Consider the following 23,371-nt stretch of genomic DNA (forward strand, 5'->3'; position numbering starts at 1 on the left):
ATTCCGGGTTCTTGTCCGGTCGCTATCAGGCGATCCGGAGCGCCCTTTGCGCTGGCAGCGCCACGGGGAGGCTGCGGCTGATATTCTGCCGGCGGCCGTCCCGGTGCAGAATGTCCCGGGTTTCCACCCAGGTCACATAGCGCCCGTCATGAACAGCGGTCGCTTCTGATACGATCATGCGGTCCGGGTCCGGGCACCAATGGCCATTGATGCGGCATGCCGCTCCTGGCCGGACAGTTTCCAGGATGAAACCATCGAGATCGCTGCGGGAAGATTCCAGCCCCTCCGCGTCGAGAAGATAGCCGGTAACGCCCTCCCCCTGTGCTGAGAGCATGATGCCCTCAGGGGTTTGAGAGACAATGCCTTGCGAGCCCTCTGCGCCCGGCCGGATGCCCCATTTATCCATGGCCAGGTAAAGCATGCCGACGCCGTCAGCATTGAAGGGGCCGGCACGCAGCCGGCCGTCCGGGTAGGTCCCAAAACCAGGCACATAACGTAGAACAAGACCCATCAGATACTCCTTATCCGGGAATGCCTTCAGGTAGCATGTTCTCTTTATGTTCTCAATCCTGCAAATCAGGCCTGAACGGAAATTCCGGCTAGAGCTCGGGGTGCTCAATTTCCAAGGGTTGGAGTTCGATAGGCCCAACTGGGTACCCATCAAGAGTGACGGTTCCGTCCTTTTCCACCCGGATGCGGGAGATGTCATCTGCATCCCCATACCCCTCACTCGTGATGGTGATGGTCCCGGAAGCCACACTTCCCGCCTGATTGGCCTTCTCCGTAAAGGCCGCGATTCCCGATGCGAAGCTGCTGAGATCGAATGGCTCGTCCATCCCGGGACGCCAGGAGGCATCATTGTCGAACCAGCCCGCCTCCGGTGACGCTTCCCAGCCCTGGAGCACGGAGGTGACATGCTCCTGCTGCAGCCAGCTTTGAATTTCAGGCAGCGCGGCGGGGGTGAGAGCCGGGGTAATCTGCAGGCGTCCGGTGATGTAGCGATGATAGCTCATAGAGGTGTCCTTCGTCCTTATAGCAGCGGTCCGGTCTCTTCCGGACTTTCTTGGATCGTTGCGCGCATCAGCTCCGGGTGTGCGGATGGATCCCTTGGGATGATGATGCAGTCGTAATCCCGGGCGCCCCAGGCCGCTCGGGTGTCCTCCCGGCTCCAGATGACATTTCCGGCCACAGGGCAGGCAATGCTGTACCCTGCCGGCGTCACTGCGTGAGCAGTAACCCAGTGCTTGATGCCGCCGAGCAGGGTCCGGAGCATGACTGCATTCCCGTCCTCCAGGGCCGCATCAAGAAAGCCTGGCGCTCTGCGCTCTTCAGAGGCCGGGTGGGTGTAGGAGACGCCGAGCGCTTTCAGACCCCTTTTCATGGCGACATCCGTCGTGCCCGTGTAGGGGTTGGTTCCGCAAAACTCCGCAATTTCCTCTGTCGACGGGGCGTTGTCTATCAGGGCGTCGAGAACGGCGCCGAGGCAGCTTGGTCCGCAGGTGATGCCATCGGGCTGATATCGGACCTGAAAATCTTGCATTTGATTGGAACTCCTAAAGGGCGAACTCGGGTTCTGCGGCATGTTCCTTGAGGGCTGCAGGATCATAGCGGGGCTGCAAATAGGTTCTGATGGCGCCTGCAGCTTTCGGAATGGCCTCAGCCATCTGCCTTTCAAACCACTCCTTGAAGCCAGGCCCGCCGTCGGCCAGGTGGAGCAGGAAGCTCATGTATTCAGCCTGATCCGCTGATTGCGCAATATGCGCGCTCTCGACCGTGAACGCCGGCCGGTTCGCGAGATAGGTTTCGAGAATATCGGCTTCCGTGCGAAACCCGCTGGCATCAAAGGCGCGCCCGTCCGGAGCCTCGACCCAGGAATGCGCTGGATGTGGCAGCGTGGCGTAGTTCGTGCGCAAGGCGGTCAGGGTCTTGATAGGCCAGCCCAGCTCGCAATGGAGGGCAATTGCCATCGCGTAGCACTGGCCATAGCAGTAGATCTTTTCAATTTTCTCATCACGCTCCATTTGCTCGGCCCCTCACATTGCCGGCTCCGGATCTGAAGACAGATCCCGCATCTCGAGCGCATGCCAGGTCATCACGTTCCGGATGTTGCGGGCCCGCTCCAAGACGGGCTTGAAACCTTCCAGCTTCACCTGGATCAGCCCATTGCCGTCATGCGCGGTCCGATAGCCTGTGAATGCGGCCCCCGATGTACCTGTCATCAGGCGTTCAGCCAGGCTCCGCTCCACCCCATTCAGACGCCTGACGGCGGTCTCAAGACTGATCGCATGGTCCAGATGGCGAGGGCGGATCGGTCCGCGGCGGGTTTTGTTGGGGGCAAAGAGCCGGACGGCCTCATTTTCGATCAGCGCCTGAATGGGCCCGGTAATCCGGGCATGGATCTCCGGGCTGTCTTCCCCGCTGAGGAAAGCATTCCAGCTGTCCAGGAAATCAATCTGGCGGCCTTCGACCTCTACGGGTCCGCCCAAATGATCCGCATCGCGCAATTCCTGCATATCCAAAACCATGGCGGCCCGGATGCCCTTCATGCCTGGGTGGCGCTCCATCACGGAAAGGTATTCAGCAATGGCCGAAGCCGGGCTCGCGCCATGCTCTCGCACAAAAATGTCGAATTCATCTGCGGGCACATAGCTCGTGTAGAGCCGCAGGGGGTGTGTTTCGACTGTTCTGTGCAGCATGATCTTTCTCCAGGCAGCTTTCTGAAATTCTGCTAGGGCTCAGGGAAAACGCCAAGTAATTATGTTTTTCGCATTTTGCTGAACGGTTTTTATCCCTCCACAGCTTTTCAATGCGGTGCAGCATCGCCTGGCGGTCTTCATCATCCCCGCCCTGCACCAGGATCGGGAGCATGCGGAAGCGGCGCTTGCGATCATATCCCGCAGCAATCACAACTGCCCCTCCCTGCTCCGGAGCAAATGCAAAGACTTCGAATTCGCCGGCGCCGTCGGGCAGGACAATGGTCTTGCCATTGTTCGGGAAATTAACATCTTCCCCGCCCTGAAGGACGGGGATTTCCCATCAAACGGCAGCGGCATCGAGCTGCTGCCGTTTGAGTCGAGTTGACGCTTCGCAGGCGGCCAGTGCCGAAGCCTCCACGTCCAGCAACGGGGTGCTCCCCCGCCGGTAACTTTCCGGGTTCAGAGCCCGGTCCAGGATATTGCGTGCCGCATTCGTGTCGGCATTGGTTTCGGAACCGCAGGCGGTGCAGGCGAAGAGGGCTTGGCTTTCGCGGCTCCTCGCATCCACATGGCCGCAGGCGGCGCAGGTCTGACTGGTGTATGCGGCCGGGACCTTGATCAGGACCCCGCCCGTCTCCTCGAGCTTGTATCCGAGCATGCGCTCCAGCGCATGCCAGCCGATGCCCAGGATGGACCGGTTCAGGCCGGACTTTTGGGAGACATTGCGCCCCGGGGCCTCACGGGTCCCGCGCGCAGAGCGCGTCATGGACCGGATATTGAGGTCCTCGATGGCCACGAGGCCAAACCGGCCCGCCAGGTCGCGGCTGAGAACATGCGCCGCATGGGCCCGGATCCGCGCCAGTTTACCCTTCAGCTTTGCCAACCGGGCGCGAGAGGCCGCGTAGCGGCGCGATCCGCGCTTGCCGCGCGAGAGCTTCTTCTGGGCGCGGCGCAGGGCGCGCTCCAGACCCGGGACGGTGCCGGGCAGGCGGATCATCTCGCCGGTCGAAAGCGCATAAGGCACGGCAACGCCGCGATCAACGCCTACGGCCTCGGACGGCACCGGCCGCTCCGCGATCTCACAGCGCACCGCGATCGAGATCTGCCAGCCCCCGCCGGGGCGGCGGCTGATCGTGGCGTTGCGGATATCAATCGATCCATCCTTTTTCGCACGCAGCTTGCGCGTGTCGCGGTACCGCACCCATCCTATCTTGGGAATGCGGACCTCGGACCATCTCCGGTTCAGGCGCCGGACCGCGATTTCGCGCCCGGCCTGCCGGAAGTTGTCGTCCTGCCCCTTCTTGCGCTTGCGCGGATATCCTGCGCGGCCCTCGAAGAAGTTGGCATAGGCCCGGTCCAGATCGATCAGGGCCTGATTTTGCGCGGTCTGGCTGACCGCGGTGATCCATGGTTCCAATGCGCGAAGCTCGGCGAGCTCACGCGACAGCCGCTTGGCGCCGAAGACGCGCGGTGCGCCGCCTGCATAGGGCTTGCCGCCCCAGGTGCGGCGCTGCTCCAGGGCCAGGTTGTAGACGAGGCGCACAACACCAGCCGTCTGCGAGAGCAGATGATCCTGCTCCTGCGACGGGCAAAGGGTGTAGACATGGCCTCTGATAACTTCCATATTCGCAAACTAGAACTTGGCCTGAGGCACGTCAATATGGAATACCGAACCGGCAGACATGTCGTCTGCAGTCTGAACCTGCACTTGGTCTTTGTGACCAAATACCGCCGCGGCGTCCTGGACAAGGATGCGCATGAGCGCCTGCGCACCGCCTTCAGCAAGGTTGCGGCCGATTTCGGGGCGAAGCTCGTGGAATGCGACGGCGAAGACGATCACGTCCACCTGCTGGTGGAGTACCCGGCCACGGTCCAGATCTCGAAGCTGGTCAACTCGTTGAAGGGGGTTGGGTCGCGGCTGCTGCTCCGCGACCGGGAAGATCTACGGCGCCTGAGCCGGAAGGGGCTCTGGTCGCCGAGCTATTTTGCCGCCAGCTGCGGAGGCGCACCCATCGAGACTATTCGATCCTATGTGCGCAATCAGCGCACGCCGGCGGCATAAAGCGGCCCTATCCCTCCCCCACCTGAAGGAAGGGGCTTCCCGGGCGTTTGGTGATTTTCGGGCCGAGCGTATCTGGAAGTGATCTGTACAGTGCGGCGCCGATTACTGCTTTTCCAGCCAGGAGCCCGGCAATTATGAGCGGGTTCATATTTTCCCCTTGTCATTCACGATGATTTTTCGCATAACAATATCAGAATTTTTTTCCGGATTGGCAATGACTTTAGTATCGATTATTGCCGCTGCGTCGCTTTCAAATTTTGCGATCCGGACTTGATTGAACATGGTTCAGCCCCGGGATAACAATCCTGCGCGACAAGGCGGCCATGCCGGGACAAGGCAGTAGGTGAAAAAAAATGAAAAGACTGGCAAAATTTTCTGAAGACCTCCAGCAGTGCAAGCAGGCCGAGGATGTCTTTCAGCTCATGCAGAATTATGCAAAATCGATTGGCTTTGAATACTCCGCTTTCGGGCAGGTTGCCAACAACCCTGCAAGTGACGCAACTACCGTCAAGCACTATGGCATGGTGAATTACCCGGCAGCATGGGTTGAGCAGTACGAGTCTCAGGGCCTGTATCGCGTGGACCCCATTGTTCAGCGCGGCCATGAGATCGACGAGCTTTTCATCTGGTCCAAGATGAAGGATAGCATCCAGCTGACCCGGGAGGAGGCTGGCGTCCTCTCCGCGGCTGTCGAGCATGGTCTCAACGACGGCATCACAATCCCACTGCACGGGCGTTCCGGGAAGCCTGGGCTCATCTGCTTTGCCACCTCCGATGAGCGGCCTCTCACGCCTGGCACGATCAATGAAGCTCACGCCATGGCGCTGCTGGCCTTTTCAAAGCTCGACAAGATGCTGATGGACGGCACGGCCGTTTCACGGCTGTCGAAGCGTCAGGTCGAATGCCTGTACTGGACCGCTATGGGCAAGTCGTCCAAGGCCATCGCTGACATCCTGGATCTCAAGGAAAACACTGTCACCTATCACATCAAGACCGCAATGAAGCATCTCGGAACCAAGAACCGGACGGTTGCGGTCTTGAAATGCATCACCGCGGGCGCTTTCCACATCGACTGACGGCCCGTCTGACCTGGAGCGCAGGCCTTTGAAGCTTGCGCTCCTAGCTTCTTTTTCGCATAAGCTCAACTCGCTAGATTCGGGTATGCGAAAAGGAATAAGAGATTGGCTATTCTGGAAGTCAGGTGGGCGAACGCTCACCTGTATGGTGATGCTTGGTACCAGCACCACCTGCTGCGCAAGAAGATTTTCGTTGAGCGTATGGGGTGGGACATACCAAGTGCCGATGGCGCTGAATATGACCAGTATGACACGCCGGCCAGCTGGTACATCCTTTGGAAAAATGACCAGGGCGTCGTGCAGGGATCTGTGCGGCTTGTGCCGACAACAATGCCGTATATGGCGCTGGATCTGTGGCCGGAGATGCTCGGCAACCACCGGCCGCGCGATGCTTCCATATGGGAAGCGACCAGGTTCTGCTGTGACCATGATCTTACAGCGCGGGAGCGGGCACGGGTCGTGTCCGGGCTCATCGAGGGATGCCAGCGGTTTGGCCTCAAGCGCGGCATAGATCACTTCATTGGTGTTATGCCGCTCATGATTTTCAAGCGGAGCCTGGAGGCTTCCGGTTGCGAGTACCAGCTGCTCGGAGAGGTCAAGAAGATTGGCAGATTTGAAACCGGCGCCGCAAAACTCAAGGTAAGTGCGAAAATCCTTAATCGGGTTCGGGTGATCGCCCTGTCGAATGAGATCCGCTACCTTGAGAAGATGCGCGCTGACGAAAGTGTTGCTGAAATGGCGTAAAGCCGGGCTACAGGATGGGCTGGCCGGGGACGTCATAGGCCGCATCACCCAGAGTGCGGCGGGGCGCTCTGAGGCGCTCGAAAATCTCCTGCCAGCCCGGAGGATCCCTGAAGGTCTCGCGCGCCTTGTGCGAGACCTCCTCAAAGCCGCGGCCGACGCGCAAAACGGAGAAGAACGCCGGATCCGGCTTGACGCCGATGCGCCAGAGATTGACCCTGTCCGCATCCCAGCAGGCACCGATGGCCGGATCCTCGCTAACGAAGCCCTTTTCATGATCCTCGCAAGCCGTTTTCAGTTTGGAAATTTCGGTTCGCGATAGCATGGCGGGCAATGACTTCAGGCGCCCGATGGCATTGGCCGCCCGGGCGCCATGCTCCTCATCCCAGCCGTCGTCGATGCGCTGGAAGTCGTGGATGAGGCCGAAAGCAACGACCAGGCGGCGGTTCACTCCCGCATCGGCATCGGCAATATCGAGTCCCGAGCTGGCCACTGCGCGCCAGTGAGCATCTCCATGCATGGGGCTGTCCGGCATGGTGGACAGGCTTTTGGCTTCGCTTAGCAAGCCCTCCCATTCTGCCCTGGCGGCTCTTGAGGCCCAGCCGATCTTTAGCATTGATGCTCTTCCTCTTTCTGACGGCTTGCGCACAGCTCGCCGGTCATTGACATCTGTGCGGAGCTTATCAGCACGCATTAAATTGCGCAATGCGATTTAATATTGACCCTGGAAGGCCCGCGCGCTAGCCTTCGGAGCAAGACGCCGGTTCAAAAACCGGACTTTCCGAAATATGAGGCTCTGCTCGAAGAGCTCAGGAGAATGAAATGACCCAGGACACGCTCCACATCGCACTCATCCAGGATAATCCCATCGTCGGCGATGTCGAAGGGAACGCGCGCCTCGCGCTCAAGCACCTTGAGGAAAATGGCGATGCGGATCTTGTCGTCTTCTCGGAGTGCTTTGTCTCCGGCTATCCGGTTGGGGACCTGGTGCTGCGGCCCGGCTTTATTGCGTCGGTCGAGGAGCAGATCGGGCGGATCCGGGCGGAAGTAATTGCGAAAAACGGCCCGTCGGTGCTGATTGGAGCACCTGCCGCGGGAACCGGCCTGCCCTACAATGCAGCATTTCTGATCGAGCCGAGCGGTGCGATGCGCATCGTGCGCAAGCGGGAGCTGCCCACGAACGACGTTTTCGATGAGCGCCGGACCTTCGCTGGCGCCGAAGGCAACCCCTCCCCTCTCTCATTCCGCGGCTTCAGCCTGGGCGTGCAGATCTGCGAAGACATGTGGCACGGCCAGGTCTCCCGGGCTCTGGCGGATGAACTCGCGGATGTCCTGCTGGTACTCAATGGCTCGCCGTACCAGCGCGGCAAGCAAGAGGTCCGCCTGCGCCATGCCGCGGCCCGGGTGCGGGCGACAGGCCTTCCGCTGCTGTATGTCAATCAGGTCAGCGGTCAGGACGAGCTTGTCTTTGATGGCGGAACATTCTCGATGAACACGGACGGGGCGGTGGCTGGCGGTTGCGCTTTCACTCCGACGGTCATGAAGGTTGTGCTGCGGCGGGAGCAGGATGGCAGCGTGCGTGTCGGCCTGGATGCTGAGCCGGAAGGGCCCCGCCACCCGGAAGACCCTATTGCGGCCGATTACAATGCCTGCGTGCTGGGCCTGAGGGATTATGTCGGCAAGACCGGCATGCCGCGCGTCTTCATCGGCGTCTCCGGCGGGCTGGATTCAGCCCTTGTCCTGGCCATGGCCGTTGATGCGATCGGTGCAGATCGGGTTATTGGCGTGATGATGCCCTCGCGGCACACCAGTCAGGCCAGCCTCGATCTCGCCGACGACCTGATGCGCCGGACCGGCGTTATCCGGGAGTGCATCAGCATCGATGAAGGGTTCGAAGTTGTCGACGCGGCGATGACGTCGGCTGCTAGCCGCCTTGCCGGCGTGCTCGGCATCGAGCCGGATCATGGCATCGGCCGCGAAAACGATCAGTCCCGCTTGCGCGGCCTGAAGCTCATGGACCTCACCAACCGCCTGGGCGGCATCGTGATCTCCACCGGCAACAAGTCAGAGCTGGCGGTTGGCTATTGCACGCTCTATGGCGATACCAACGGAGGCTTCAATCCGCTCAAGAGCGTCTACAAGAGCGACGCGTTTGCGATGGCGCGCTGGCGCAACGAGGCCGAAGCGGTTTTGGACGTGGAAAACCCCGTTGCCCACCCGATCCCGGATGAGATCATTGCCCGCCCGCCAAGCGCAGAGCTTGCAGAGGGCCAGACCGACCAGCAGTCACTGGGCGATTATGACCTGCTCGACTGTGTCCTCAGGCAGCTTGTGGAAGTGCGCGCCGGCGCCGCAGCGGCAGCACGGGAGCTTGAGCGCCAGTTCGGTGCAGAAGATGTCTGGAAGCGCAGCGGAGGCTATAGCGCCCTGTCTTACGCTGAGCGCATTGCCGGGCTGTTGCGGCGGGCGCAGTATAAGCGCGATCAGACCTGCCCGGGCGTGAAGCTGAATGAGGTCGATTTCGGCCTCGGCTTGAGGCTTCCGATCGCTGGCAGCTACAAGCTGTAGCCATGTTCTGCCTGGCCGCGGAAGCGGCCAGGCGCAAACCTGCAAGAGAGCGGACTCCCGGCGTTCAGCCCTCGGCGGGATCTTCGTTGTAAACCTCTTCAAAGATAAACATGTCCCGGATGATTTGCTTGTCCTTTTCCCGGATGGTCACGTTGTCGTAGTATTGGCGCCCGTTGAACCGGACGACCGTCTTCTTCGAGCTGGCAATTCTCTCAAGAAGCCGGCGCAGGTCATCATCGACACGCATATCGGCCCATTCCCAGATCTCGCTGTCATTGTCCCGCTTCCAGCTGGCGCCGCGCAGCGGGACGATCTTTCCGTCGATGTTGAAGCTGGCGCGCTCAACAAACAGCCAGGAGTCCGAGGTGTAGACCAGCCTCATGCGCAGCCAGACTTCGCCGTTCTTTTCCCCTGCATAGACGGACAGATAGGGGCGGGTGTCCATGTACCTCGGTTCGTTCGGATGCGTCAGCCAGGTTGTGCCGTTGAATTCGTCCGTTTCCCTTCTGAGCCTCTTGGCGATCGCTGCGCGCTTGCTGCGCACCGCCTGCTCGTACTGATGGGATTTCTGCTGATAAGCGGCATGGTCAGGCCGCAGCAGGGACAATGCCCGGTATCCATCGAAGTTGGCCTGGGCATTGCTTGCCGGCAGCGGCTTTACATAGGCCAGCACCAGCTCCTCAGCGGCCGCGCGCTGCTCGGCGGTCAGTTGATCAGCAAAGCTGTCCTTTAAAAGCGCCCGGGTGACTTTTTGCCCGTTCTTGTCCTGAAGCGCCTTCCGGAAGGAGTACGGCACCGTGCTCACCGTACCAGGCTGCGCTGCGCTGCTGGCGGCTGCTGCAGGTTCGGATTGAGCGCCGCTGTAAACGTCTATCCCCTCCCCCGCGGCGACGGCCTTGATGAAGGCATCATCCGGCAGGATGGCGAGCAAGGCGCGGGCAGTTTCCTGGCGCTCTGCGCGGTTTTTGTCGCTGAGAACTACCAGCCGCTCCATCAGCATGAGGCGGGCTTGAAGTTGCTGTTCCGGCGGGAGGTCGGCAGTCTTGCCGTCAAGAACGTCCGAAAGCTGGTCGCGGCTGCCAGCTTCAAGCGCTCGGGTGATCGCATTCATATCAGCAGGTTCGGAGGCGGCTGCGGATGCGGATGCGCAAAGTAGAAGCGCCAATGCGGAAAGTTTTGTTGGAGATCTCATCGTTCGGCCATGCTCGCTATAGAAATACAAGCGGGAATAGAGAGGAACGACGCGTCTTCTTCAAGAACGGAAGCGGATCCCGTTCCCGGGCGTGGCTTTCCAGCCAGCCCAGCAGCCTTCCTGCCTGGGGCGCGGGCCCGAGGGGCAGGAAGGAGCCATGTATGGCAAAGGCTTACTTCGCCGGCCCGGCGGCTTCAGCGTCCTTCCCGGCAGCTTTCTGTTTTGCCGCTTCGGCCGCCTTGGCTTCCTGCTCCCGGATCCAGCGGTTTTCTTCAGCCTTGGCGCGATCGTTCAAGCTGTTCGACATATTTGATCTCCAATTTGCGAAAATTCCTGGAGAGAGTAGCATCGGCCATTTTGATCGGCAATGAGAAAACAAATTCGCAGAGTGAAAGGTATTAAAGTGCAATGTGCAATTTAATCTTGCCTGGCCCGTCATGGCGATGTAGAAAGGAGTCAAAGCTGATGTTCCCGGCACGCACCGGGCAAATTGAGGAGAACGAGATGAGCGTCGACATTGCACAACGGGTTCACAACCACAATTTTCGCATCGACCCGGTGGTCCGCTCGCTGCTCGACACCGATTTCTACAAGCTGCTGATGACCTATTTCATCTGGTGCAACTACCCGGATGTGTCCGTCACCTTTTCTGTGAAAAATAGAACGAAATCCGTGCGGCTGCCGGAATCCATTTCGGAGAACGAGCTGCGCGAACAGCTCGATCACGTCAGGAGCCTGCAGTTCACCGAAAGCGAGCTGATCTGGCTGCAAGGCGCCCGCTTCTATGGCCAGCGCAATATTTTCCCGGGCGAGTTCATTGATGCCCTTCGCACAATGCGGCTGCCCGAATACCAGCTGCGCCAGGAAGGCGGCGAGTTCATTCTCGACTTTACCGGCCCCTGGTGGATGGTCTCCCATTGGGAGATCCCGGCCCTTTCGATCATCAACGAGCTGCGCGCCCGCTCCGCAATGGCGGACATGAGCGCTTACCAGCTGCGGGTTCTCTATTCCAACGCGACTTCGAAGCTGGTGCGCAAGCTCAAGGATCTGCGCGGCGCAGGCGTGCCGCGGATCGCCGAGTTCGGAACGCGCCGCCGCCACAGCTGGCTGTGGCAGGACTTCGTCATCAAGGCGATGCGTGAGGAGCTTGGCGGGAATTTCCTGGGCACCTCGAATGCGCTGCATGCGATGCGCCACGGCATTGAGGCTATTGGCACCAATGCGCATGAGCTGCCGATGACCATCGCTGCTCTTGCCCGCCTGGAGACCCAGGGCAGTGAGGATGCGAGCGTTGCGCGCGATGCGCTGTTCGAAAGCCAGTACGAGGTTCTGCGGCAGTGGCAGCAGACCTTCATCGGCAACCTCCTGGTGGCACTGCCCGATACGTTCGGATCGACCCAATTCCTGAAGAATGCCGGAGAAAATTTCCCGGAGATCGCTGCTTGGAAAGGCTTCCGGGAAGACAGTAAGGATCCCTTCGTCGGCGGTGAGGAGAAAATCGCGTTCTGGAAGGAGATCGGGCAGGATCCGCGCCAGAAAAGCCAGCTGTTTTCCGATGGCCTGGATGTTGACCAGATGATCGCGCTCCACGAGGCGTTTGGCGGCCGGATCCTCGACGGTTACGGCTGGGGGACCATGGCGACCAACGATTTCCGCGGCTGCGATCCCCGCGGTCTGGATTTACTGGATCCGATTTCCGTGGTGTGCAAGGTGAGCTATGTCATGCGCAGCGGGCGCGGCGGCATCTCCGCGGTGAAACTGTCGGACAACTACGAGAAAGCCACCGGCTCGGAGCGTGAAATCGCCTACTACCGTGAAGTATTCGGGGCTGAGGGCGTCGCAAACGCGCCGGTGATCGTCTGATGGCGGGGCGGAAGAAAGCGCCCGCCAGCACGCCGGTTTCGCCGGTCTTGCAAGGCTTGGTCGATCAGGTGCCGGTCACGCCGGCGCTGATGGACCGTCTGATCGAGCGGATCAACAATCAGACGGTGATCCGCGCCGCGGCCCAGTCAGATGTGACGCAGGAAGTGGCTCTGCTTGCGGCGCTGCTCCACCTGCGTGAGCGTGAAAGCCTTCTTACGGCCCTGGTGGAGGATCTGGAACAGGCTTTGCCCGGCGACAAACGGACCTACAGGGCTCTGAGGCGGCGGGTGGATGAAGCGCTCCCTGACCCTGACCCTGAAACCCAGGCTGACGGCCTGGAGCCTGACCTGACGAGCGCGGAAGCCGCGGATTTCGAAAGCTGGCTCTTCATGCAGTCGAATGTCATGCATCTGCAGCCGGTGCCTTTAATGCTGCGCTCCTGGCGCGCGGATGAGGAATGGCGCAATCGAACGCACGAAAAGCCTTACAGGTCAAAAGCCTGAATTCTGGATGGAGGTTGAGCATGCCGGACTTTAACCGGGTCAAATTCTGCAGGGATGGCCGAGTTCTGATCACCGGCTCCCCGGCCGTTGCGGTTGCGCGCTGGGAAAAGAATCCGCGCGAGGGCTGGGATATTTCCTGCGTGCTGCCAGGCATGGAGGACAGGTCCATCAATGCGCTGCCGAGGACCAGTGCAAACAGCACGATCATGGGCTGGTACTCGGCCCATATGGAAACCGCTGGCGGGAAGAAGTAGAGCGTTAACCCTGTAGTGCCTATCTGACCGCAATGTATTTGAGAACCTTTGTCATTTTGGGAGAAGCGTCATGTTTGGACTCGGCAAAAAGGATGCCCAGGGAAATCAGAAGCGGATCGAGCACCGCGGCAAGCACGTCCGGGTGTCCCGGACCGGCGGCGCGTCGGTGCGCGCGCAAAAGAAGGTCGGCGGCGTCACCCTGACTGCAAACAGCAAGCATGGCATCCGCGCCTCGAAGAAAATCGCTCCTGGCACCCGGGTCGCCATTCAGCGCGGACGTTTCCAGCTGCTCGGCCGCTGGTCGAAAGGCCCCTTCAATTTCAACTTGTCAAAGTCGGGCGCATCCGTCTCCGCAAAGAACCGGCGCGGCTCTTTCAATTTCAGCAATCCGAAGCGCTCTTCCTTCAAGGTGGCCGGCGTGCAATTTCGAGGTCAGAAGGCGGCTCAGTTCCAGCTTTTCTACATGATGTACCGGATCACTGTCTTTTTTGCGGCCGTGGCCCTTTGGCTGATCGCTTTCCCGTTTGTCCTGCTGTTCGACTTGATGCGCCTGATCTTCCGCCGCCGGCGGCAGGTGCAAGAAGGGGAAGCTGGCTGAAATTTTCGCCAGGTGATGGCATGGTAGCCTGAAAGTTTCCGGAGGAAAAAATGAGCCGCAAGGTTGAAGTTCTCGGGCGCGAGCGCGTCTATGACGGCTTTTTCAAGGTCGACGCATGGCGCTTGCGCCAAACGGCGGAAGGCCGTGAATTCGAATTCTCACGGCTCAATTTCGAGCGCGGTCATGCTGCCGCAGTGCTCCTCTATGACCCAGAGGCCGACAGCGTGATGTGTGTCGAGGAGTTCCGGATCGGCATGCTGGCGGCTGGCTTTGAGGGCGATGCATGTTTCAGCCTGGGGCCTGTGGCGGGCATGATTGACGCTGGCGAAACCCCACGCGGCGCGGCCATCCGTGAAGCCCACGAGGAGGCCGGTGTCGAGATCGAGGATCGCGATATCCTGGCGGAGTTCACGACCCTCCCCTCCCCCGGCGGTTCCAGCGAGACGGTGACGATGCTCCTGGCGCGCGCAGATCTGAGCGGGCTCAAGGATGCCGTCTACGGCGAGGCGGGTGAGGCCGAACAGACCTGGCGCCGGGTGCTGCCGCGGGAAGAGGTGCTTGCGCGCGTCGAGCGCGAGCCATCGGCCGGTCACCTCAGCGTTCTGATGATGAAGCTGGAACTCTTGCGGCTGCGCGGCGTGCTGTGCGAACCTGCGGCGCAAAACGGCCCGGAAATGTAAGGAGTGCCGACGGCACGTCAATCAGGATACGGTAGCGCTCCAGCGCCGGATGCAGAACTCTGGATCGAGAGGGACGCGCGGGCACCGGCCGGCGGCAGCCAGCCGGATACGGATTCTCCGCAGTCAGGGTTATGACCCGATAAAGACGTCCATCGTGTAGCGGCCGTTGTCCAGCCGGTAGATCTCGATCTGCTCAACCGCAAGGTCTGCGATACCGTGCCCCCAGATCCCGAAGATCCCCTGTGTTTGCGGCCGGTTCAGGATGACGAGCTCCCCGAACTGCTGAGACGCCGGCGCAGGGTCTTCCCCTTCTTCGGACAAGTAGATCCCCTGATAGGCTTCCCGGATGACCTCCAGGAGCTTTGCTGCAGAGAACCCCTCGTCAGGACCGCCAGAAACATGCACAAGGGCTGCGTTGTTCATAGGGTAGTCCAGAAGGAAGCTGAACTCTGCCGGCATCACACCGGGTGCAAACATGTCCCGTTCGCCGACGGTGTCCTCGTAGGCGCCATGTGCGCCAAGACCTTCCTTGGAGAAGGCCAGCATCGGTCTATTGTCATCCTGCGCCTCTTCACCCTCTTCGCCGGGCCGGAAAGCTTCCAAGGGAGCCAGAAGGTTAATGGTATCGAGTTTAATCGCCCCCTTGCGGTTTGACAGGGCTTGATGCTCTTCGCTCGTTGCGACGGAAAGTTCGATCTTCATTGGACATCTCCTTGTGCCCATTTCGCGCGCTGCGCCTCGGGACCGTGCAGGGCTGAACCGCCCTGGACAGAAGCTTGCAGTACCTTGGAGGTAAGCCTGGTTACAACAGGATTTGCAACCCCGTCCGGGTCTGCAGGTATCGCTTCTTTCCCATGAGACTGGTATTTTGCGAAAAACGGATGTCGTGGCGACTGAGCAGCTGGCCGGTCGAGCTTGGAGAAACGAAATGACAGCAGAACGCCCCACCTGGAAGGTTGAAGACCTGACCCTTACCGGGTCATTCCCGGCGCGGTCGATTGATCCGGATGCCGCCATGGAGGCGGCTTTGGCCTACAAGATCTCTCATGATCGCCTGAATGACGTGACGGCGCTTGTGAAGGCCGCCATGGGCTATTTCATTGAGGCCTCGCAGGATGCCCTGGTTGAGCTGGCATGCAAGGCAACGGCTGGCTCCCTGCGCGCGCCGGACGGCTGGGAGCTTGAAGTGCTGCCGCAGCGAAACGGTCAGAGCGCAGATCTGCTTCTGCGGTCAGCGGTTGCGGGCGGATGGCATATTGGCTTGCGCACGGCAAAGGAGTTTACCGGCGGCGCACATGCGCGCCTTGAGGAGCTCAACCAGGAGATCGATCGGGATCTGGATGCTCTGGGCCTGACCGGGAAGGAAAAGATCCTTCGGCGCATTTTCCCCAAGGGTGACCTGACGCCGGCGGAAAAAGCCTATGCAGCGCTCGAAGCCGATCCCGAAAGCTACCGCGGCCTGCAGCCCGGCGATCGTTTTTCCCGTTTGACGATGAATGCCTTCACGCTCAAAGGGCCCCCTGCAGGGGTGGAGGATTTCAGCCGTCTTGATGAGATCCTGAAGGCTGATCCGGACAAGGATTACCTGTATGGAAATCATGTCCAAGCCGTCCCGGAGCTATCATTATCGGACGAAAGACGGGAACTCCTCAGCTCAAATTCCCTGAACATCGTTCATGGATCCGCAGAGGTGGCGTTGTTGGTGTTGTCCAGGCTGCTGAGCGAAAACGGTCTTGCAGACATCGTCAAAGCGCGGAGCGACGAGCTGAGCCTGAAGGGCTGGCGCTGCTACGACAGCTCCCCCGGCGGCGCGGAGATCATGGATGCTGCCACGGCCGCGGTCTACCGCTCCGGAGGACTGTTTGACGAGCGCGTTCTGGAGCGGGTCTCCCGCTTTTCCCGGGGCATTGCGGCACATGATGTGAACCTTCGCGCGCCGGACTTTATGAGCCTTGCTGCTGGACTGGTGAAGCACGGCTATACCAGCCCCGAAAGGCAGTTTGAGGCAAATGATGGCAAACACGTTGGCTATGCGCGCGAAGAGGTTTTTGGCTTCTCGGTGGAAGTGAAAACGCAGCGAGGCATGTACCGGGTGGATCTGCATATCGAGGATGGTGAGATGATGCGCATCTGCGCCTTCCGGGAGAGTGGCGGCGTTGCCCGCCCGGTTGGCCGGTTCGTGCGGGGTGCGGATGGCTTTGAGGAGGATTACGCGGGCCGTCGCACCGGCGGGCCCGCAGTAGCCTATCACATCAGTAAGGTGATGGACATGAACGGGATCATCGCCGCGCTTTCGACCCTCAGCTGTGTCCTGGATATGGAATATCCGGAGGCCGAGGCCGGAGACCTTCCGGCTCCGTGAAAGCTGAAGAAGCGAGCCGTTTGAGCGGCTCGCTTCTATCTCCACCCTCAGGGCATCCCGGCTTACGCCGTGATCCCAGGCCAGCGCCCTGCCCCGTCCTCGAAGGCTTCCTTGATCTGATCGATCGTCAGCTGGGAGACCGGTGCGGCATTGATGTCTTGGATTTGCCCAATCAGGGTGTCCGCAGTGGCCTGACCAAAGGCTCGGGCCAACTGCTCCCGCAGCATGGAGGGCGCAGCTCCCATGAAGACCGGAGCAACCGCATAGTGCTGCAGCAGCGGCAATGCAATTTCGATGTCCCGGCTGGACGCTTGGTTCAGCTGCGCGCGCAAATCTGCAACCTCGGCTTCGAGGCTGCAGATCTTTTCGGTCAAGATGCGTTCAGTGACCCCGTTCATGCTGATCAGAACCGCCAGGACAGGCCGACACGCAGGTAGGGCACGACGTCCAGGTCTTCCAGGTCCGACGCCAGATCAGAAATCTCGCTGTCGACCTGCGCCTGCGTGAAGGTGCCGGTCGGGTCGCTGGCCGAGACCTTGAAGCCATCACCGAACAGAGCGCCGGCGTCCATCGAGAAGGACAGCCTGCGCGAGACCTGCTTATCGAAGCCGATCGCCACGGCGGGCATGAAATCGGTGCGGGATTCAACGCTTGCGTTCAGGCGGGAGGTGATGCCGCCGATCTCAACATCGCTGGAAGAGAGCGTGCCGGAGATATCGGTCATGAAGCCGCCGCCCGAGAGGCGGAACGCCCCGCCGAAGGGGTGGTAGTCCAGCCAGACACCGGTGCCGCCCATCTCGAAATCACCGCTGTAGGTCTCGCCGCGGCTTTCTTCTTCGTGGTTCACGCTGAATTCCGCGATGTTGCCGCGCATAGCGAACTTTTCGGTGAATGCATAGCGCGCTTCGAGGCTCGGGCCGAAGACACTGACGCCGAGCCCGATCGAGAACGGAGACACGTCCCGGCCGGTCTGAGCGGAAATGCTGGCCGCGGCAATGTTGGAGGCGCTCAGCGGCACGAACTCCGCCTCCGCCAGAGCGGGTGTGGCGAACGCCAATGCGGCAGCAAAGATGATGGAGCGTTTCATAAGGGGGTCCTTAGGTAGATGTGGAATTTCGGAACCGGGTGTCAGCGCGCGAGCGAGACGCGGCCCTCTTCCAGGCGGTCATTGATGTCTGCCAGGGCCTGACGGATCTGTGCTTCCCCTGCCGGGAAATTGACGGTCGAGCGGTTCTCGTTGAACCAGATGCGGGTCGACACCAGGAACGGGACAGCGCCCGTTTTCACGGCGGGCCGTTCTGCGAATACAACCGCACGGGTTCCGCTGATCCGGATGGGCGCGGTGTCGCCATTGCCATCGGCTTCGAGGGTCACATTGCTGCGCGCGATGGCCTTGGCCGCACGGGAAATCTCCCCTTTGCCAGCCCGGCCGTTGTCCGACGAGTAGAAGAGCAGGATGGTATCACCGGCCGGCTCCGCATCCGGATGGCCATAGTCCGCGGTGCGGCCAGTTCCGGCCAGGCCCTGCAGTTCGTTCGCAACCCGCAGGGCTGCCTCCGCGCGCTCTGCGCTCGCAACCGGGTGGCGGCGGCCGGTGACGTCCTGCAGGGACAGGGCGGGGGCGACTTCCGCGGCAAAATGCTTTCAGTGTTTCATTTTTCGCATTCCTTATGCTTCGAATTCGACGAGGTATTTCAGTTTGGCCTGAGAGGTCCGGTAGACGATCATTTCATTGTTGCGCACGATGTCCTTCCCGCCGCGGGCAAAGACGGAGTCGTAGCCCTTAGGGGGCTTCACACTCGAACCGGTCCGGTCCGGATGCCAGGGCGCCCCCATGGCCACATCGGCGAGGAACATGTAGCACCGGCTGTCCCGCGACCCGCCGTCCCAGTAGCCATAGGCGTAGTTCAGCGACTTGGTGGATTGGTCAGAGAAATACAGACCGTCGCCGAACATGCGGCCGGTGACATGAATCGATCCCCTCGATTTCGGGATGATGAGACCGCTCTTGAGGATCGAGAGAAGGTTGTGAGCCCGGGTGCCATGCCAGAGCTCCATCACGCCGCCCAGCTTGGCGCCGTCGGCATCGTAGTCCCGGTCCATGGCCCCAAGAGAGACATCGAAAATACGCGCTGGCTTCAGCCGGTGCGATGCATGCATCGACTGGCGGCCCTGCTTGTAGAACTCCATGACGCGTTTGCGGACAGCCGGATCGTCATTGATGGACATCGAGACGTCAAAGATCTTCTCTGCAGGCTTCTTGCTGCCGCCTTCGGCCTCCCGCATGCGCTGCTGTGCGGTTTCGATAGAAGCTTCCAGCTGATCCAGCAGCGCACCCTGCTGGGTCAGGCTTTCCAGGCCGGTGATAAAATCACGGTGCCAGCCACGCTTGGATCCAACCTTCTGCGGAACGAGCATCAGGTACTCTTCCAGCGGCTTCATGAAGTTTGGCGTGTCGAAGTCCTGGCGCTCGACATAGGGCGTGAAGCCCTCAAGGAGCGCGCGCGCCTGAGCGATGTTTTGCGCGGTTACGACGCCGAGCGGTGTGGTAATCACCCCGGTCGTCAGGTCCACATCCATCTGGCCGCCGGAGGCGGCGATGATCTGGTGGCGATTGATTTTCGCAAGTTCGCGAACAAGTTCGGCAACAACCGCGTTGCCTTGGCCGATCTGTTCTTCAGCGGCTGACACAAGCTCGGATCCGTTCACCGCATTGCTGGCACTCGGGGCGCCAACGATCTCGATCTGCCGGTACCCCTTGCGCTCCTTCTCATTGATCTTGCGCTGAAACAACGCATCACCGCTTCCCAGGCTGCGGGTTTGACCTTTTGACCCGACCCGCCCATTGCGGGTGGTGACCATCCCGGACGCATCCTTGGTGATTTCCCAGAATTTGTTGTTGTTCGCACGGGTATCGGTGAGGACGTACATCCTCTTATCAACAGCGCTCATCAGCAATCCGTAATCTCAATCTACATTTTTCGCACAAGCTACCACCGAAGCTTGAGCTGCGCAAAAGGAAATGCGAAAAAATGAGATGGTAGGCATCAAATGCTCAATATTTTCCGGCCAGGGGAGCAAACTGCCTGAAGAACATCGTGGAGAGATCAAATGAAGACCAACGGCATCAACATCGTTCTTCTGGAGCGGTGCTTTCATCCTCTGACCGGCGCTTTCCCGGACAGCCACAAGCTTGATGATCCATTGGATGCGGGGCAGATCCAGATGCTTCGGACCGCTGTCGATCGGATGATGGAGCACATTTCTGAGGAGGCGCGAGAGGTCGCCGCGGTGCTTGGCGGAGAAGATCATCCCGTTCCAAGCCAAATCGACACCGGCACCGCACGGAGGCTGTCCCGTCTGATTTCATACCTCTGGGAGAAGACGCCGGATGAAGAGCGCAGGCAGCTGTCGGATTGGTTCCGCTGCTTCAACAACAGCCCCAGCCGCAGGCATCCTGCCCCCGAAAAGCCCGAAAGTGCATGCTGCGGCACATCCTTCTGACCACCCGGCGTTATTAAATTGCATTGCGCAATTTATTATTGCCTTCCGCTGCTGATGCCAGTAACCTGCTCATCAATCAGGCCGGACAAGGAGACCCTGAATGACCGCTGAAATCGATCCACGTATTGGCCAGGACCGGGTTGGGCTGTTTCTGACGCGCGGTCAGATTGAGCATGCCGGTAAGACCGCAGTCTACGCTCAGATGCTCACCGACAATTCCCGGAACACAATCTGCTACGGCAGCTCCGAGAAATTCGGAGTCCTCGGCAATCCGCTGAACCCGGACCAGAAGCGGCGGGCGATCCAGGGTCTTTGGGGGGCGGATGCCTTTGAACTCGTTTTCCTGGAAGACATCGGCGCCACGAACAACCTCACCGACTGGGCGGACTACGTGTTCCAGGCGATTGGAGAGTCCGGGAAGGCCGAGCCGACGGATCTCTATGCGGGATCCATCAATGATGCGCGCTGGTATGAGGCGCATTTTGCCTCTCTGAATGGCGCCCCGAGTTATCGCCGAGGCCTGTTCGACGTTTGGGAAAATCCGGAATCTGGGAAGCGTATTCACATCCTGGACCGCGAAAAACATATCCGGATTTCGTCTTCGGATGTGCGCAGCATGATCGAGCGCCGAGATCCGGCATGGCGGGATCATGTGCCGGCCAAGCTGTGGGCATTCTATGAGTGGGAGTATCCCGGACACCTCCGCACAGCCATCCCGCTCGACGGCGCCCCTGAAGACTGGCCTGACCTTGATGCCTGCCCGGCAGGAACCAAGGGCATCCGGGTTGCGGATAGGGACGGCACCAAGGAGGTGCTGATCTTGCGCGCTGATGGCAAATGGCGGCCGCGCACCGCGGCGGAAAGCGGCAAGAGCCTGGGAGACTGAGATGGCGAAAATGCTGACCGTGAACCAGAAGGCCGTGCTCCAGAAGCTGTCCGGAGTATCAGAGGGACTGTGCAGCCGGGACTTCGCCGCCATTGCCACCGTCCAGCACGGCCGCTGGGAGTGGGCTCAACCTATCCTGAAGGCGCTCGAGGCGCGCGGCTTCGTCCAGCGCGTTGGCCGCAAGACCGCCAGGGGGCAGGCCTGGCAGATCACGGCGGCAGGCCGGGCGGCGGCCAGCACCGAGATCCCGGCTCGTCCGGTTTCCGGGAAGCTGAGCATGACCATGGAGAATGAGATCCTGGCGACCGGCAGGTCGCAAGCGAAGGGTATCCCCTACACGCGCTGCATGCACCGGTCCACCCATCAGGCGCTCGAAGCGCGCGGCCTGGTGACCATCGTTCAGAGGCCCGATAGCTGGCGCGAAATTCGTCTGACGCAGGCAGGCGTTGAGGCATTCCAAACGCTGACCGGCGAGCCGCTCGAGATCCCCGTCGAAATCGATGCCTGAGGCTCCATACCAACCGAAATTCTGAAAGGATATGATGATGCCCATTACCCCGAAACCGACCGACCTCCTTTGCTTGATCGACATCCAGAACGACTTCTTGCCAGGCGGAGCTCTCGCTGTGCCGGATGGGGATGAGATCCTCCCGCAGGCGCATATGCTGGCCATGCAATTCGACAATGTGGTGCTGACCCAGGACTGGCATCCGATCGATCACAAGAGCTTCGCGGCCGAACATGAGGGGTGTGAACCCTTCGAGGTGATCGAGGTGGACTATGGCCAGCAGGTTCTCTGGCCGGTGCATTGCGTGCAGGGCACGACGGGGGCGGAGATCGCCCTGGCGCCATCGGTTCTGGACAAGGCCCAGGCGATCTTCCGCAAGGGCTTTCGTCCGGGCATCGACAGCTACAGCGCATTCCTGGAGAACGACGGCACCACGCCGACCGGCCTCGCCGGCTTCATGCGGGAGCGCGGCTTGACCCGCGCCGTGTTCGCGGGCCTGGCGCTGGACTATTGCGTAGGCTTCTCTGCCCTTGATGCGCGCAAGCTTGGCTTTGAGGCAGCCGTGGACCTAGGCTCCTGCCGTGGCATCGCGGATGCATCGATCGCGGAGCGCATGGCCGAAATGAAGGCGGCCGGTGTCGAGCTGATCTGAAATCGCAGCTGAGCAGCATGCAGTCCGCGTTGACCGGATCTGGCCATTTTGGCTAGGCTTGAAGAGCGAGTCCGCCCTGCGGCTCGCTCTTACTGCAGGAGGCTGAAATGCATCCCGATCTTCAGTTGCGCCGCTCCGTTCTTCTAAAGGCAAGCCTGCGCTTCGAGAGAGCAGAAGCGGACTGGCGCGGCGCGGTCGCAAAGGCATCCGAACTTGTCCCGCAGGCGCATCGCCACAGCTATTGGAGCATCGGCGACCCTGGGTCTCGCGTCCGTGAACTGTACAACCGGCGGGACAGAGCCCTGAATATGCTTTCTGTTGCCGTGCTGAAGCTTGAAGCGGCGCGCCGCCGTCTGCGTGAGCGGCAGGCGGATCGAGGGCCGCGCACTGTCCTGCTGCTGGCGGGACGGCGCGAAAGCTTCTGAGGGTCTTCTTCCGGAGCCAGCTGGTGGCGTTTTATGCTGCCCGCTTGAACGCTGCGCCCCCCACCGCGGCTAGGTATTTTCAACCGCCAGAAATATTGTCGGCCTGGGCAGCAAGGAGATGCGTCATGTCGACCGGAATGGAATGCGAGATTATCGAGCTGGAAGAGGATGGCCGCAGTTTCTATATCCTCGAATCCGGATCCGGGTTCCGCATGTCCGATTGGCTGGACAGCTACCCGCATGTCGGCGGGCCCTTCCCGGATCCGGATGCGGCCTGGGCTGCGCTCAGCGAGCGGCACGCCAATCCAGGTGGCTACTCAATTGAGACTATGACCGTGGATGAGCTGCTGACCGACCCGGTGCGCAGCGCGCTCATTTCCAAGGCGCTGGGACGGCCCCTTGAGCGGTCGGCGCCACCGGAAACTCCGGTGGAGGTTGCTCATATCCTGTTCAGCGGATGGAACCGGCTGGTTTTCCCAGGCGCATCTATCCAAAGGACATTCCCTGAGAATTCCGAGCGCCACCCGGAGGATCGCGTCCGGGAACCGGCGCAGTTCGATGTGACGCTTGAAGGCGGCCTGTCCGGTGAAATCCTGATCAGCGCGATGCGCAATGCGACAGGCACAGATTTCCGGATGGATGTTCCGGATGAGAGCTGGAAGCATCACGAAGGCCTCAGGCCGCTGATCGCCTGGATGATTGAGCGAACCCGGAAGATTTATCCGGAAGATGAAATCAGCATCCGCAAAGAGATCGCCGCCCCCGAAGGGCCGGCGCATGATCCCGGGTTCGAACCCTGAA

General features: G+C 60.6%; 32 protein-coding genes. 18 read left to right on the forward strand and 14 right to left on the reverse strand.

From position 1 onward, the window contains the following. Window positions 1–25 precede the first annotated feature (25 nt). The 5 genes from CAER_RS0103600 to CAER_RS0103620 all read right to left on the reverse strand — a co-directional run bounded on the left by CAER_RS0103600 (window position 26) and on the right by CAER_RS0103620 (window position 2,696). Entirely contained in the window at window positions 26–511 is a 486-nt protein-coding gene (locus tag CAER_RS0103600; RefSeq protein WP_027234124.1) for a hypothetical protein, read from the reverse strand. Window positions 512–599: 88 nt separating this feature from the next. Further along, window positions 600–1,013, reverse strand: coding sequence for a hypothetical protein (locus CAER_RS0103605; RefSeq protein ID WP_027234125.1), 414 nt, complete (start codon window positions 1,011–1,013; stop codon window positions 600–602). A 17-nt stretch (window positions 1,014–1,030) separates the two neighbouring features. Next, window positions 1,031–1,540, reverse strand: a complete 510-nt coding sequence (locus CAER_RS0103610; RefSeq protein WP_027234126.1) for a cysteine peptidase family C39 domain-containing protein — start codon at window positions 1,538–1,540, stop codon at window positions 1,031–1,033. 13 nt (window positions 1,541–1,553) lie between these two features. Continuing rightward, window positions 1,554–2,021, reverse strand: coding sequence for a hypothetical protein (locus CAER_RS0103615; protein ID WP_027234127.1), 468 nt, complete (start codon window positions 2,019–2,021; stop codon window positions 1,554–1,556). Window positions 2,022–2,033: 12 nt separating this feature from the next. Continuing rightward, entirely contained in the window at window positions 2,034–2,696 is a 663-nt protein-coding gene (locus tag CAER_RS0103620; RefSeq protein WP_027234128.1) for a hypothetical protein, read from the reverse strand. A gap of 115 nt (window positions 2,697–2,811) precedes the next feature. Here CAER_RS0103620 and CAER_RS0103625 point away from each other — a divergent pair, with 115 nt between their 5' ends. Continuing rightward, window positions 2,812–3,081, forward strand: coding sequence for a hypothetical protein (locus CAER_RS0103625; protein WP_027234129.1), 270 nt, complete (start codon window positions 2,812–2,814; stop codon window positions 3,079–3,081). On the opposite strand, the gene CAER_RS0103630 is transcribed toward CAER_RS0103625, so the two are convergent. Then, entirely contained in the window at window positions 3,037–4,320 is a 1,284-nt protein-coding gene (locus tag CAER_RS0103630) for an RNA-guided endonuclease InsQ/TnpB family protein (protein WP_027234130.1), read from the reverse strand. The genes CAER_RS0103625 and CAER_RS0103630 overlap by 45 nt on opposite strands. A gap of 36 nt (window positions 4,321–4,356) precedes the next feature. On the opposite strand from CAER_RS0103630, the gene tnpA reads away from it, so the two are divergent. Next, window positions 4,357–4,758, forward strand: coding sequence for an IS200/IS605 family transposase (gene tnpA / locus CAER_RS0103635; protein WP_154667744.1), 402 nt, complete (start codon window positions 4,357–4,359; stop codon window positions 4,756–4,758). 144 nt (window positions 4,759–4,902) lie between these two features. On the opposite strand, the gene CAER_RS29525 is transcribed toward tnpA, so the two are convergent. Further along, window positions 4,903–5,040 carry a hypothetical protein gene (locus CAER_RS29525; RefSeq protein WP_154667639.1) on the reverse strand — a complete coding sequence of 46 codons (138 nt, stop codon included), beginning with the start codon at window positions 5,038–5,040 and terminating at the stop codon, window positions 4,903–4,905. 71 nt (window positions 5,041–5,111) lie between these two features. Between CAER_RS29525 and CAER_RS0103645 the strand changes: the two genes are divergently transcribed. Together CAER_RS0103645 and CAER_RS27360 are read left to right on the forward strand one after the other, a co-directional pair. Beyond that, entirely contained in the window at window positions 5,112–5,834 is a 723-nt protein-coding gene (locus CAER_RS0103645) for a LuxR family transcriptional regulator (protein ID WP_027234131.1), read from the forward strand. Between the two features lie 105 nt (window positions 5,835–5,939). After that, window positions 5,940–6,578: an acyl-homoserine-lactone synthase gene (locus CAER_RS27360; RefSeq protein ID WP_051357672.1), complete on the forward strand. Its 639-nt coding sequence runs from the start codon at window positions 5,940–5,942 to the stop codon at window positions 6,576–6,578. A gap of 7 nt (window positions 6,579–6,585) precedes the next feature. Here the strand turns inward: CAER_RS27360 and CAER_RS28765 are convergent, their stop codons facing one another. Then, the gene (locus tag CAER_RS28765) at window positions 6,586–7,191 is read right to left on the reverse strand and encodes a hypothetical protein (protein WP_051357673.1); all 606 of its coding nucleotides are present in this window, start codon (window positions 7,189–7,191) and stop codon (window positions 6,586–6,588) included. A gap of 206 nt (window positions 7,192–7,397) precedes the next feature. Here CAER_RS28765 and CAER_RS0103660 point away from each other — a divergent pair, with 206 nt between their 5' ends. Then, window positions 7,398–9,143, forward strand: coding sequence for an NAD+ synthase (locus CAER_RS0103660; RefSeq protein ID WP_027234132.1), 1,746 nt, complete (start codon window positions 7,398–7,400; stop codon window positions 9,141–9,143). A gap of 64 nt (window positions 9,144–9,207) precedes the next feature. Here CAER_RS0103660 and CAER_RS0103665 read toward each other — a convergent pair whose 3' ends face one another. Then, window positions 9,208–10,254 (reverse strand): hypothetical protein, encoded by a 1,047-nt coding sequence (locus CAER_RS0103665; RefSeq protein ID WP_027234133.1) that lies wholly within the window; start codon window positions 10,252–10,254, stop codon window positions 9,208–9,210. Between the two features lie 242 nt (window positions 10,255–10,496). Here CAER_RS0103665 and CAER_RS29530 point away from each other — a divergent pair, with 242 nt between their 5' ends. The 6 genes from CAER_RS29530 to CAER_RS27375 all read left to right on the forward strand — a co-directional run bounded on the left by CAER_RS29530 (window position 10,497) and on the right by CAER_RS27375 (window position 14,233). After that, complete coding sequence (locus tag CAER_RS29530) at window positions 10,497–10,706, forward strand: hypothetical protein (RefSeq protein ID WP_154667640.1); 210 nt, start codon at window positions 10,497–10,499, stop codon at window positions 10,704–10,706. Between the two features lie 94 nt (window positions 10,707–10,800). Further along, the gene (locus CAER_RS0103675; protein ID WP_245597324.1) at window positions 10,801–12,198 is read left to right on the forward strand and encodes a nicotinate phosphoribosyltransferase; all 1,398 of its coding nucleotides are present in this window, start codon (window positions 10,801–10,803) and stop codon (window positions 12,196–12,198) included. After that, a complete protein-coding gene (locus CAER_RS0103680) occupies window positions 12,198–12,701 on the forward strand; it encodes a hypothetical protein (RefSeq protein WP_027234135.1) in 504 nt (167 codons plus the stop codon). Before CAER_RS0103675 ends, CAER_RS0103680 begins: the two co-directional genes overlap by 1 nt. Window positions 12,702–12,721: 20 nt before the next feature. After that, the gene (locus CAER_RS0103685) at window positions 12,722–12,955 is read left to right on the forward strand and encodes a hypothetical protein (protein WP_027234136.1); all 234 of its coding nucleotides are present in this window, start codon (window positions 12,722–12,724) and stop codon (window positions 12,953–12,955) included. Between the two features lie 142 nt (window positions 12,956–13,097). Then, the gene (locus CAER_RS27370; protein ID WP_245597325.1) at window positions 13,098–13,553 is read left to right on the forward strand and encodes a hypothetical protein; all 456 of its coding nucleotides are present in this window, start codon (window positions 13,098–13,100) and stop codon (window positions 13,551–13,553) included. A 50-nt stretch (window positions 13,554–13,603) separates the two neighbouring features. After that, window positions 13,604–14,233 carry an NUDIX domain-containing protein gene (locus CAER_RS27375; RefSeq protein WP_051357675.1) on the forward strand — a complete coding sequence of 210 codons (630 nt, stop codon included), beginning with the start codon at window positions 13,604–13,606 and terminating at the stop codon, window positions 14,231–14,233. A 129-nt stretch (window positions 14,234–14,362) separates the two neighbouring features. Here the strand turns inward: CAER_RS27375 and CAER_RS0103700 are convergent, their stop codons facing one another. Beyond that, the gene (locus tag CAER_RS0103700) at window positions 14,363–14,935 is read right to left on the reverse strand and encodes a hypothetical protein (RefSeq protein WP_027234137.1); all 573 of its coding nucleotides are present in this window, start codon (window positions 14,933–14,935) and stop codon (window positions 14,363–14,365) included. Window positions 14,936–15,161: 226 nt separating this feature from the next. On the opposite strand from CAER_RS0103700, the gene CAER_RS0103705 reads away from it, so the two are divergent. Continuing rightward, a complete protein-coding gene (locus CAER_RS0103705; protein WP_027234138.1) occupies window positions 15,162–16,595 on the forward strand; it encodes a hypothetical protein in 1,434 nt (477 codons plus the stop codon). 62 nt (window positions 16,596–16,657) lie between these two features. On the opposite strand, the gene CAER_RS0103710 is transcribed toward CAER_RS0103705, so the two are convergent. The 4 genes from CAER_RS0103710 to CAER_RS0103725 form a co-directional block, all read right to left on the reverse strand. Beyond that, window positions 16,658–16,969: a hypothetical protein gene (locus CAER_RS0103710; protein WP_154667641.1), complete on the reverse strand. Its 312-nt coding sequence runs from the start codon at window positions 16,967–16,969 to the stop codon at window positions 16,658–16,660. A gap of 29 nt (window positions 16,970–16,998) precedes the next feature. After that, the gene (locus tag CAER_RS0103715) at window positions 16,999–17,682 is read right to left on the reverse strand and encodes a hypothetical protein (protein WP_027234140.1); all 684 of its coding nucleotides are present in this window, start codon (window positions 17,680–17,682) and stop codon (window positions 16,999–17,001) included. A 41-nt stretch (window positions 17,683–17,723) separates the two neighbouring features. Further along, window positions 17,724–17,969, reverse strand: a complete 246-nt coding sequence (locus CAER_RS0103720) for a hypothetical protein (RefSeq protein WP_027234141.1) — start codon at window positions 17,967–17,969, stop codon at window positions 17,724–17,726. 294 nt (window positions 17,970–18,263) lie between these two features. Then, window positions 18,264–19,547: a WGR domain-containing protein gene (locus CAER_RS0103725; protein WP_084299387.1), complete on the reverse strand. Its 1,284-nt coding sequence runs from the start codon at window positions 19,545–19,547 to the stop codon at window positions 18,264–18,266. Window positions 19,548–19,706: 159 nt separating this feature from the next. On the opposite strand from CAER_RS0103725, the gene CAER_RS0103730 reads away from it, so the two are divergent. The 6 genes from CAER_RS0103730 (at window position 19,707) to CAER_RS0103755 (ending at window position 23,370) form a co-directional block, all read left to right on the forward strand. Further along, window positions 19,707–20,099, forward strand: coding sequence for a hypothetical protein (locus tag CAER_RS0103730; protein ID WP_027234143.1), 393 nt, complete (start codon window positions 19,707–19,709; stop codon window positions 20,097–20,099). A gap of 100 nt (window positions 20,100–20,199) precedes the next feature. Further along, window positions 20,200–20,985 (forward strand): hypothetical protein, encoded by a 786-nt coding sequence (locus tag CAER_RS0103735; protein ID WP_027234144.1) that lies wholly within the window; start codon window positions 20,200–20,202, stop codon window positions 20,983–20,985. A 1-nt stretch (window position 20,986) separates the two neighbouring features. After that, window positions 20,987–21,493 (forward strand): hypothetical protein, encoded by a 507-nt coding sequence (locus CAER_RS0103740; RefSeq protein ID WP_027234145.1) that lies wholly within the window; start codon window positions 20,987–20,989, stop codon window positions 21,491–21,493. Window positions 21,494–21,530: 37 nt separating this feature from the next. Continuing rightward, the gene (gene pncA / locus CAER_RS0103745; protein WP_036796982.1) at window positions 21,531–22,145 is read left to right on the forward strand and encodes a bifunctional nicotinamidase/pyrazinamidase; all 615 of its coding nucleotides are present in this window, start codon (window positions 21,531–21,533) and stop codon (window positions 22,143–22,145) included. 107 nt (window positions 22,146–22,252) lie between these two features. Further along, window positions 22,253–22,570: a hypothetical protein gene (locus CAER_RS27380; protein WP_051357676.1), complete on the forward strand. Its 318-nt coding sequence runs from the start codon at window positions 22,253–22,255 to the stop codon at window positions 22,568–22,570. Between the two features lie 125 nt (window positions 22,571–22,695). Then, a complete protein-coding gene (locus tag CAER_RS0103755) occupies window positions 22,696–23,370 on the forward strand; it encodes a hypothetical protein (RefSeq protein WP_027234147.1) in 675 nt (224 codons plus the stop codon). Window position 23,371: the final 1 nt, after the last annotated feature.

The organism is Leisingera caerulea DSM 24564 (assembly GCF_000473325.1).
GTDB classification, from domain to species: Bacteria; Pseudomonadota; Alphaproteobacteria; order Rhodobacterales; family Rhodobacteraceae; genus Leisingera; species Leisingera caerulea.

Bases quoted from the DNA above. Each gene is read 5' to 3' on its own strand.
- CAER_RS0103755 (WP_027234147.1), top strand. From the start codon at position 22,696: ATGTCGACCGGAATGGAATGCGAGATTATCGAGCTGGAAGAGGATGGC.
- CAER_RS0103715 (WP_027234140.1), bottom strand. From the start codon at position 17,682: ATGAAACGCTCCATCATCTTTGCTGCCGCATTGGCGTTCGCCACACCC.
- CAER_RS0103660 (WP_027234132.1), top strand. From the start codon at position 7,398: ATGACCCAGGACACGCTCCACATCGCACTCATCCAGGATAATCCCATC.
- CAER_RS27380 (WP_051357676.1), top strand. From the start codon at position 22,253: ATGCATCCCGATCTTCAGTTGCGCCGCTCCGTTCTTCTAAAGGCAAGC.
- CAER_RS29530 (WP_154667640.1), top strand. From the start codon at position 10,497: ATGGCAAAGGCTTACTTCGCCGGCCCGGCGGCTTCAGCGTCCTTCCCG.
- CAER_RS0103740 (WP_027234145.1), top strand. From the start codon at position 20,987: ATGGCGAAAATGCTGACCGTGAACCAGAAGGCCGTGCTCCAGAAGCTG.
- CAER_RS0103620 (WP_027234128.1), bottom strand. From the start codon at position 2,696: ATGCTGCACAGAACAGTCGAAACACACCCCCTGCGGCTCTACACGAGC.
- CAER_RS0103645 (WP_027234131.1), top strand. From the start codon at position 5,112: ATGAAAAGACTGGCAAAATTTTCTGAAGACCTCCAGCAGTGCAAGCAG.
- CAER_RS0103665 (WP_027234133.1), bottom strand. From the start codon at position 10,254: ATGAATGCGATCACCCGAGCGCTTGAAGCTGGCAGCCGCGACCAGCTT.
- tnpA (WP_154667744.1), top strand. From the start codon at position 4,357: ATGGAATACCGAACCGGCAGACATGTCGTCTGCAGTCTGAACCTGCAC.
- CAER_RS0103730 (WP_027234143.1), top strand. From the start codon at position 19,707: ATGAAGACCAACGGCATCAACATCGTTCTTCTGGAGCGGTGCTTTCAT.
- CAER_RS29525 (WP_154667639.1), bottom strand. From the start codon at position 5,040: ATGTTCAATCAAGTCCGGATCGCAAAATTTGAAAGCGACGCAGCGGCA.
- CAER_RS0103725 (WP_084299387.1), bottom strand. From the start codon at position 19,547: ATGAGCGCTGTTGATAAGAGGATGTACGTCCTCACCGATACCCGTGCG.
- CAER_RS0103630 (WP_027234130.1), bottom strand. From the start codon at position 4,320: ATGGAAGTTATCAGAGGCCATGTCTACACCCTTTGCCCGTCGCAGGAG.
- CAER_RS0103705 (WP_027234138.1), top strand. From the start codon at position 15,162: ATGACAGCAGAACGCCCCACCTGGAAGGTTGAAGACCTGACCCTTACC.
- CAER_RS0103610 (WP_027234126.1), bottom strand. From the start codon at position 1,540: ATGCAAGATTTTCAGGTCCGATATCAGCCCGATGGCATCACCTGCGGA.
- CAER_RS27375 (WP_051357675.1), top strand. From the start codon at position 13,604: ATGAGCCGCAAGGTTGAAGTTCTCGGGCGCGAGCGCGTCTATGACGGC.
- pncA (WP_036796982.1), top strand. From the start codon at position 21,531: ATGCCCATTACCCCGAAACCGACCGACCTCCTTTGCTTGATCGACATC.
- CAER_RS0103680 (WP_027234135.1), top strand. From the start codon at position 12,198: ATGGCGGGGCGGAAGAAAGCGCCCGCCAGCACGCCGGTTTCGCCGGTC.
- CAER_RS0103700 (WP_027234137.1), bottom strand. From the start codon at position 14,935: ATGAAGATCGAACTTTCCGTCGCAACGAGCGAAGAGCATCAAGCCCTG.
- CAER_RS0103685 (WP_027234136.1), top strand. From the start codon at position 12,722: ATGCCGGACTTTAACCGGGTCAAATTCTGCAGGGATGGCCGAGTTCTG.
- CAER_RS0103600 (WP_027234124.1), bottom strand. From the start codon at position 511: ATGGGTCTTGTTCTACGTTATGTGCCTGGTTTTGGGACCTACCCGGAC.
- CAER_RS28765 (WP_051357673.1), bottom strand. From the start codon at position 7,191: ATGCTAAAGATCGGCTGGGCCTCAAGAGCCGCCAGGGCAGAATGGGAG.
- CAER_RS0103735 (WP_027234144.1), top strand. From the start codon at position 20,200: ATGACCGCTGAAATCGATCCACGTATTGGCCAGGACCGGGTTGGGCTG.
- CAER_RS0103675 (WP_245597324.1), top strand. From the start codon at position 10,801: ATGTTCCCGGCACGCACCGGGCAAATTGAGGAGAACGAGATGAGCGTC.
- CAER_RS0103605 (WP_027234125.1), bottom strand. From the start codon at position 1,013: ATGAGCTATCATCGCTACATCACCGGACGCCTGCAGATTACCCCGGCT.
- CAER_RS0103615 (WP_027234127.1), bottom strand. From the start codon at position 2,021: ATGGAGCGTGATGAGAAAATTGAAAAGATCTACTGCTATGGCCAGTGC.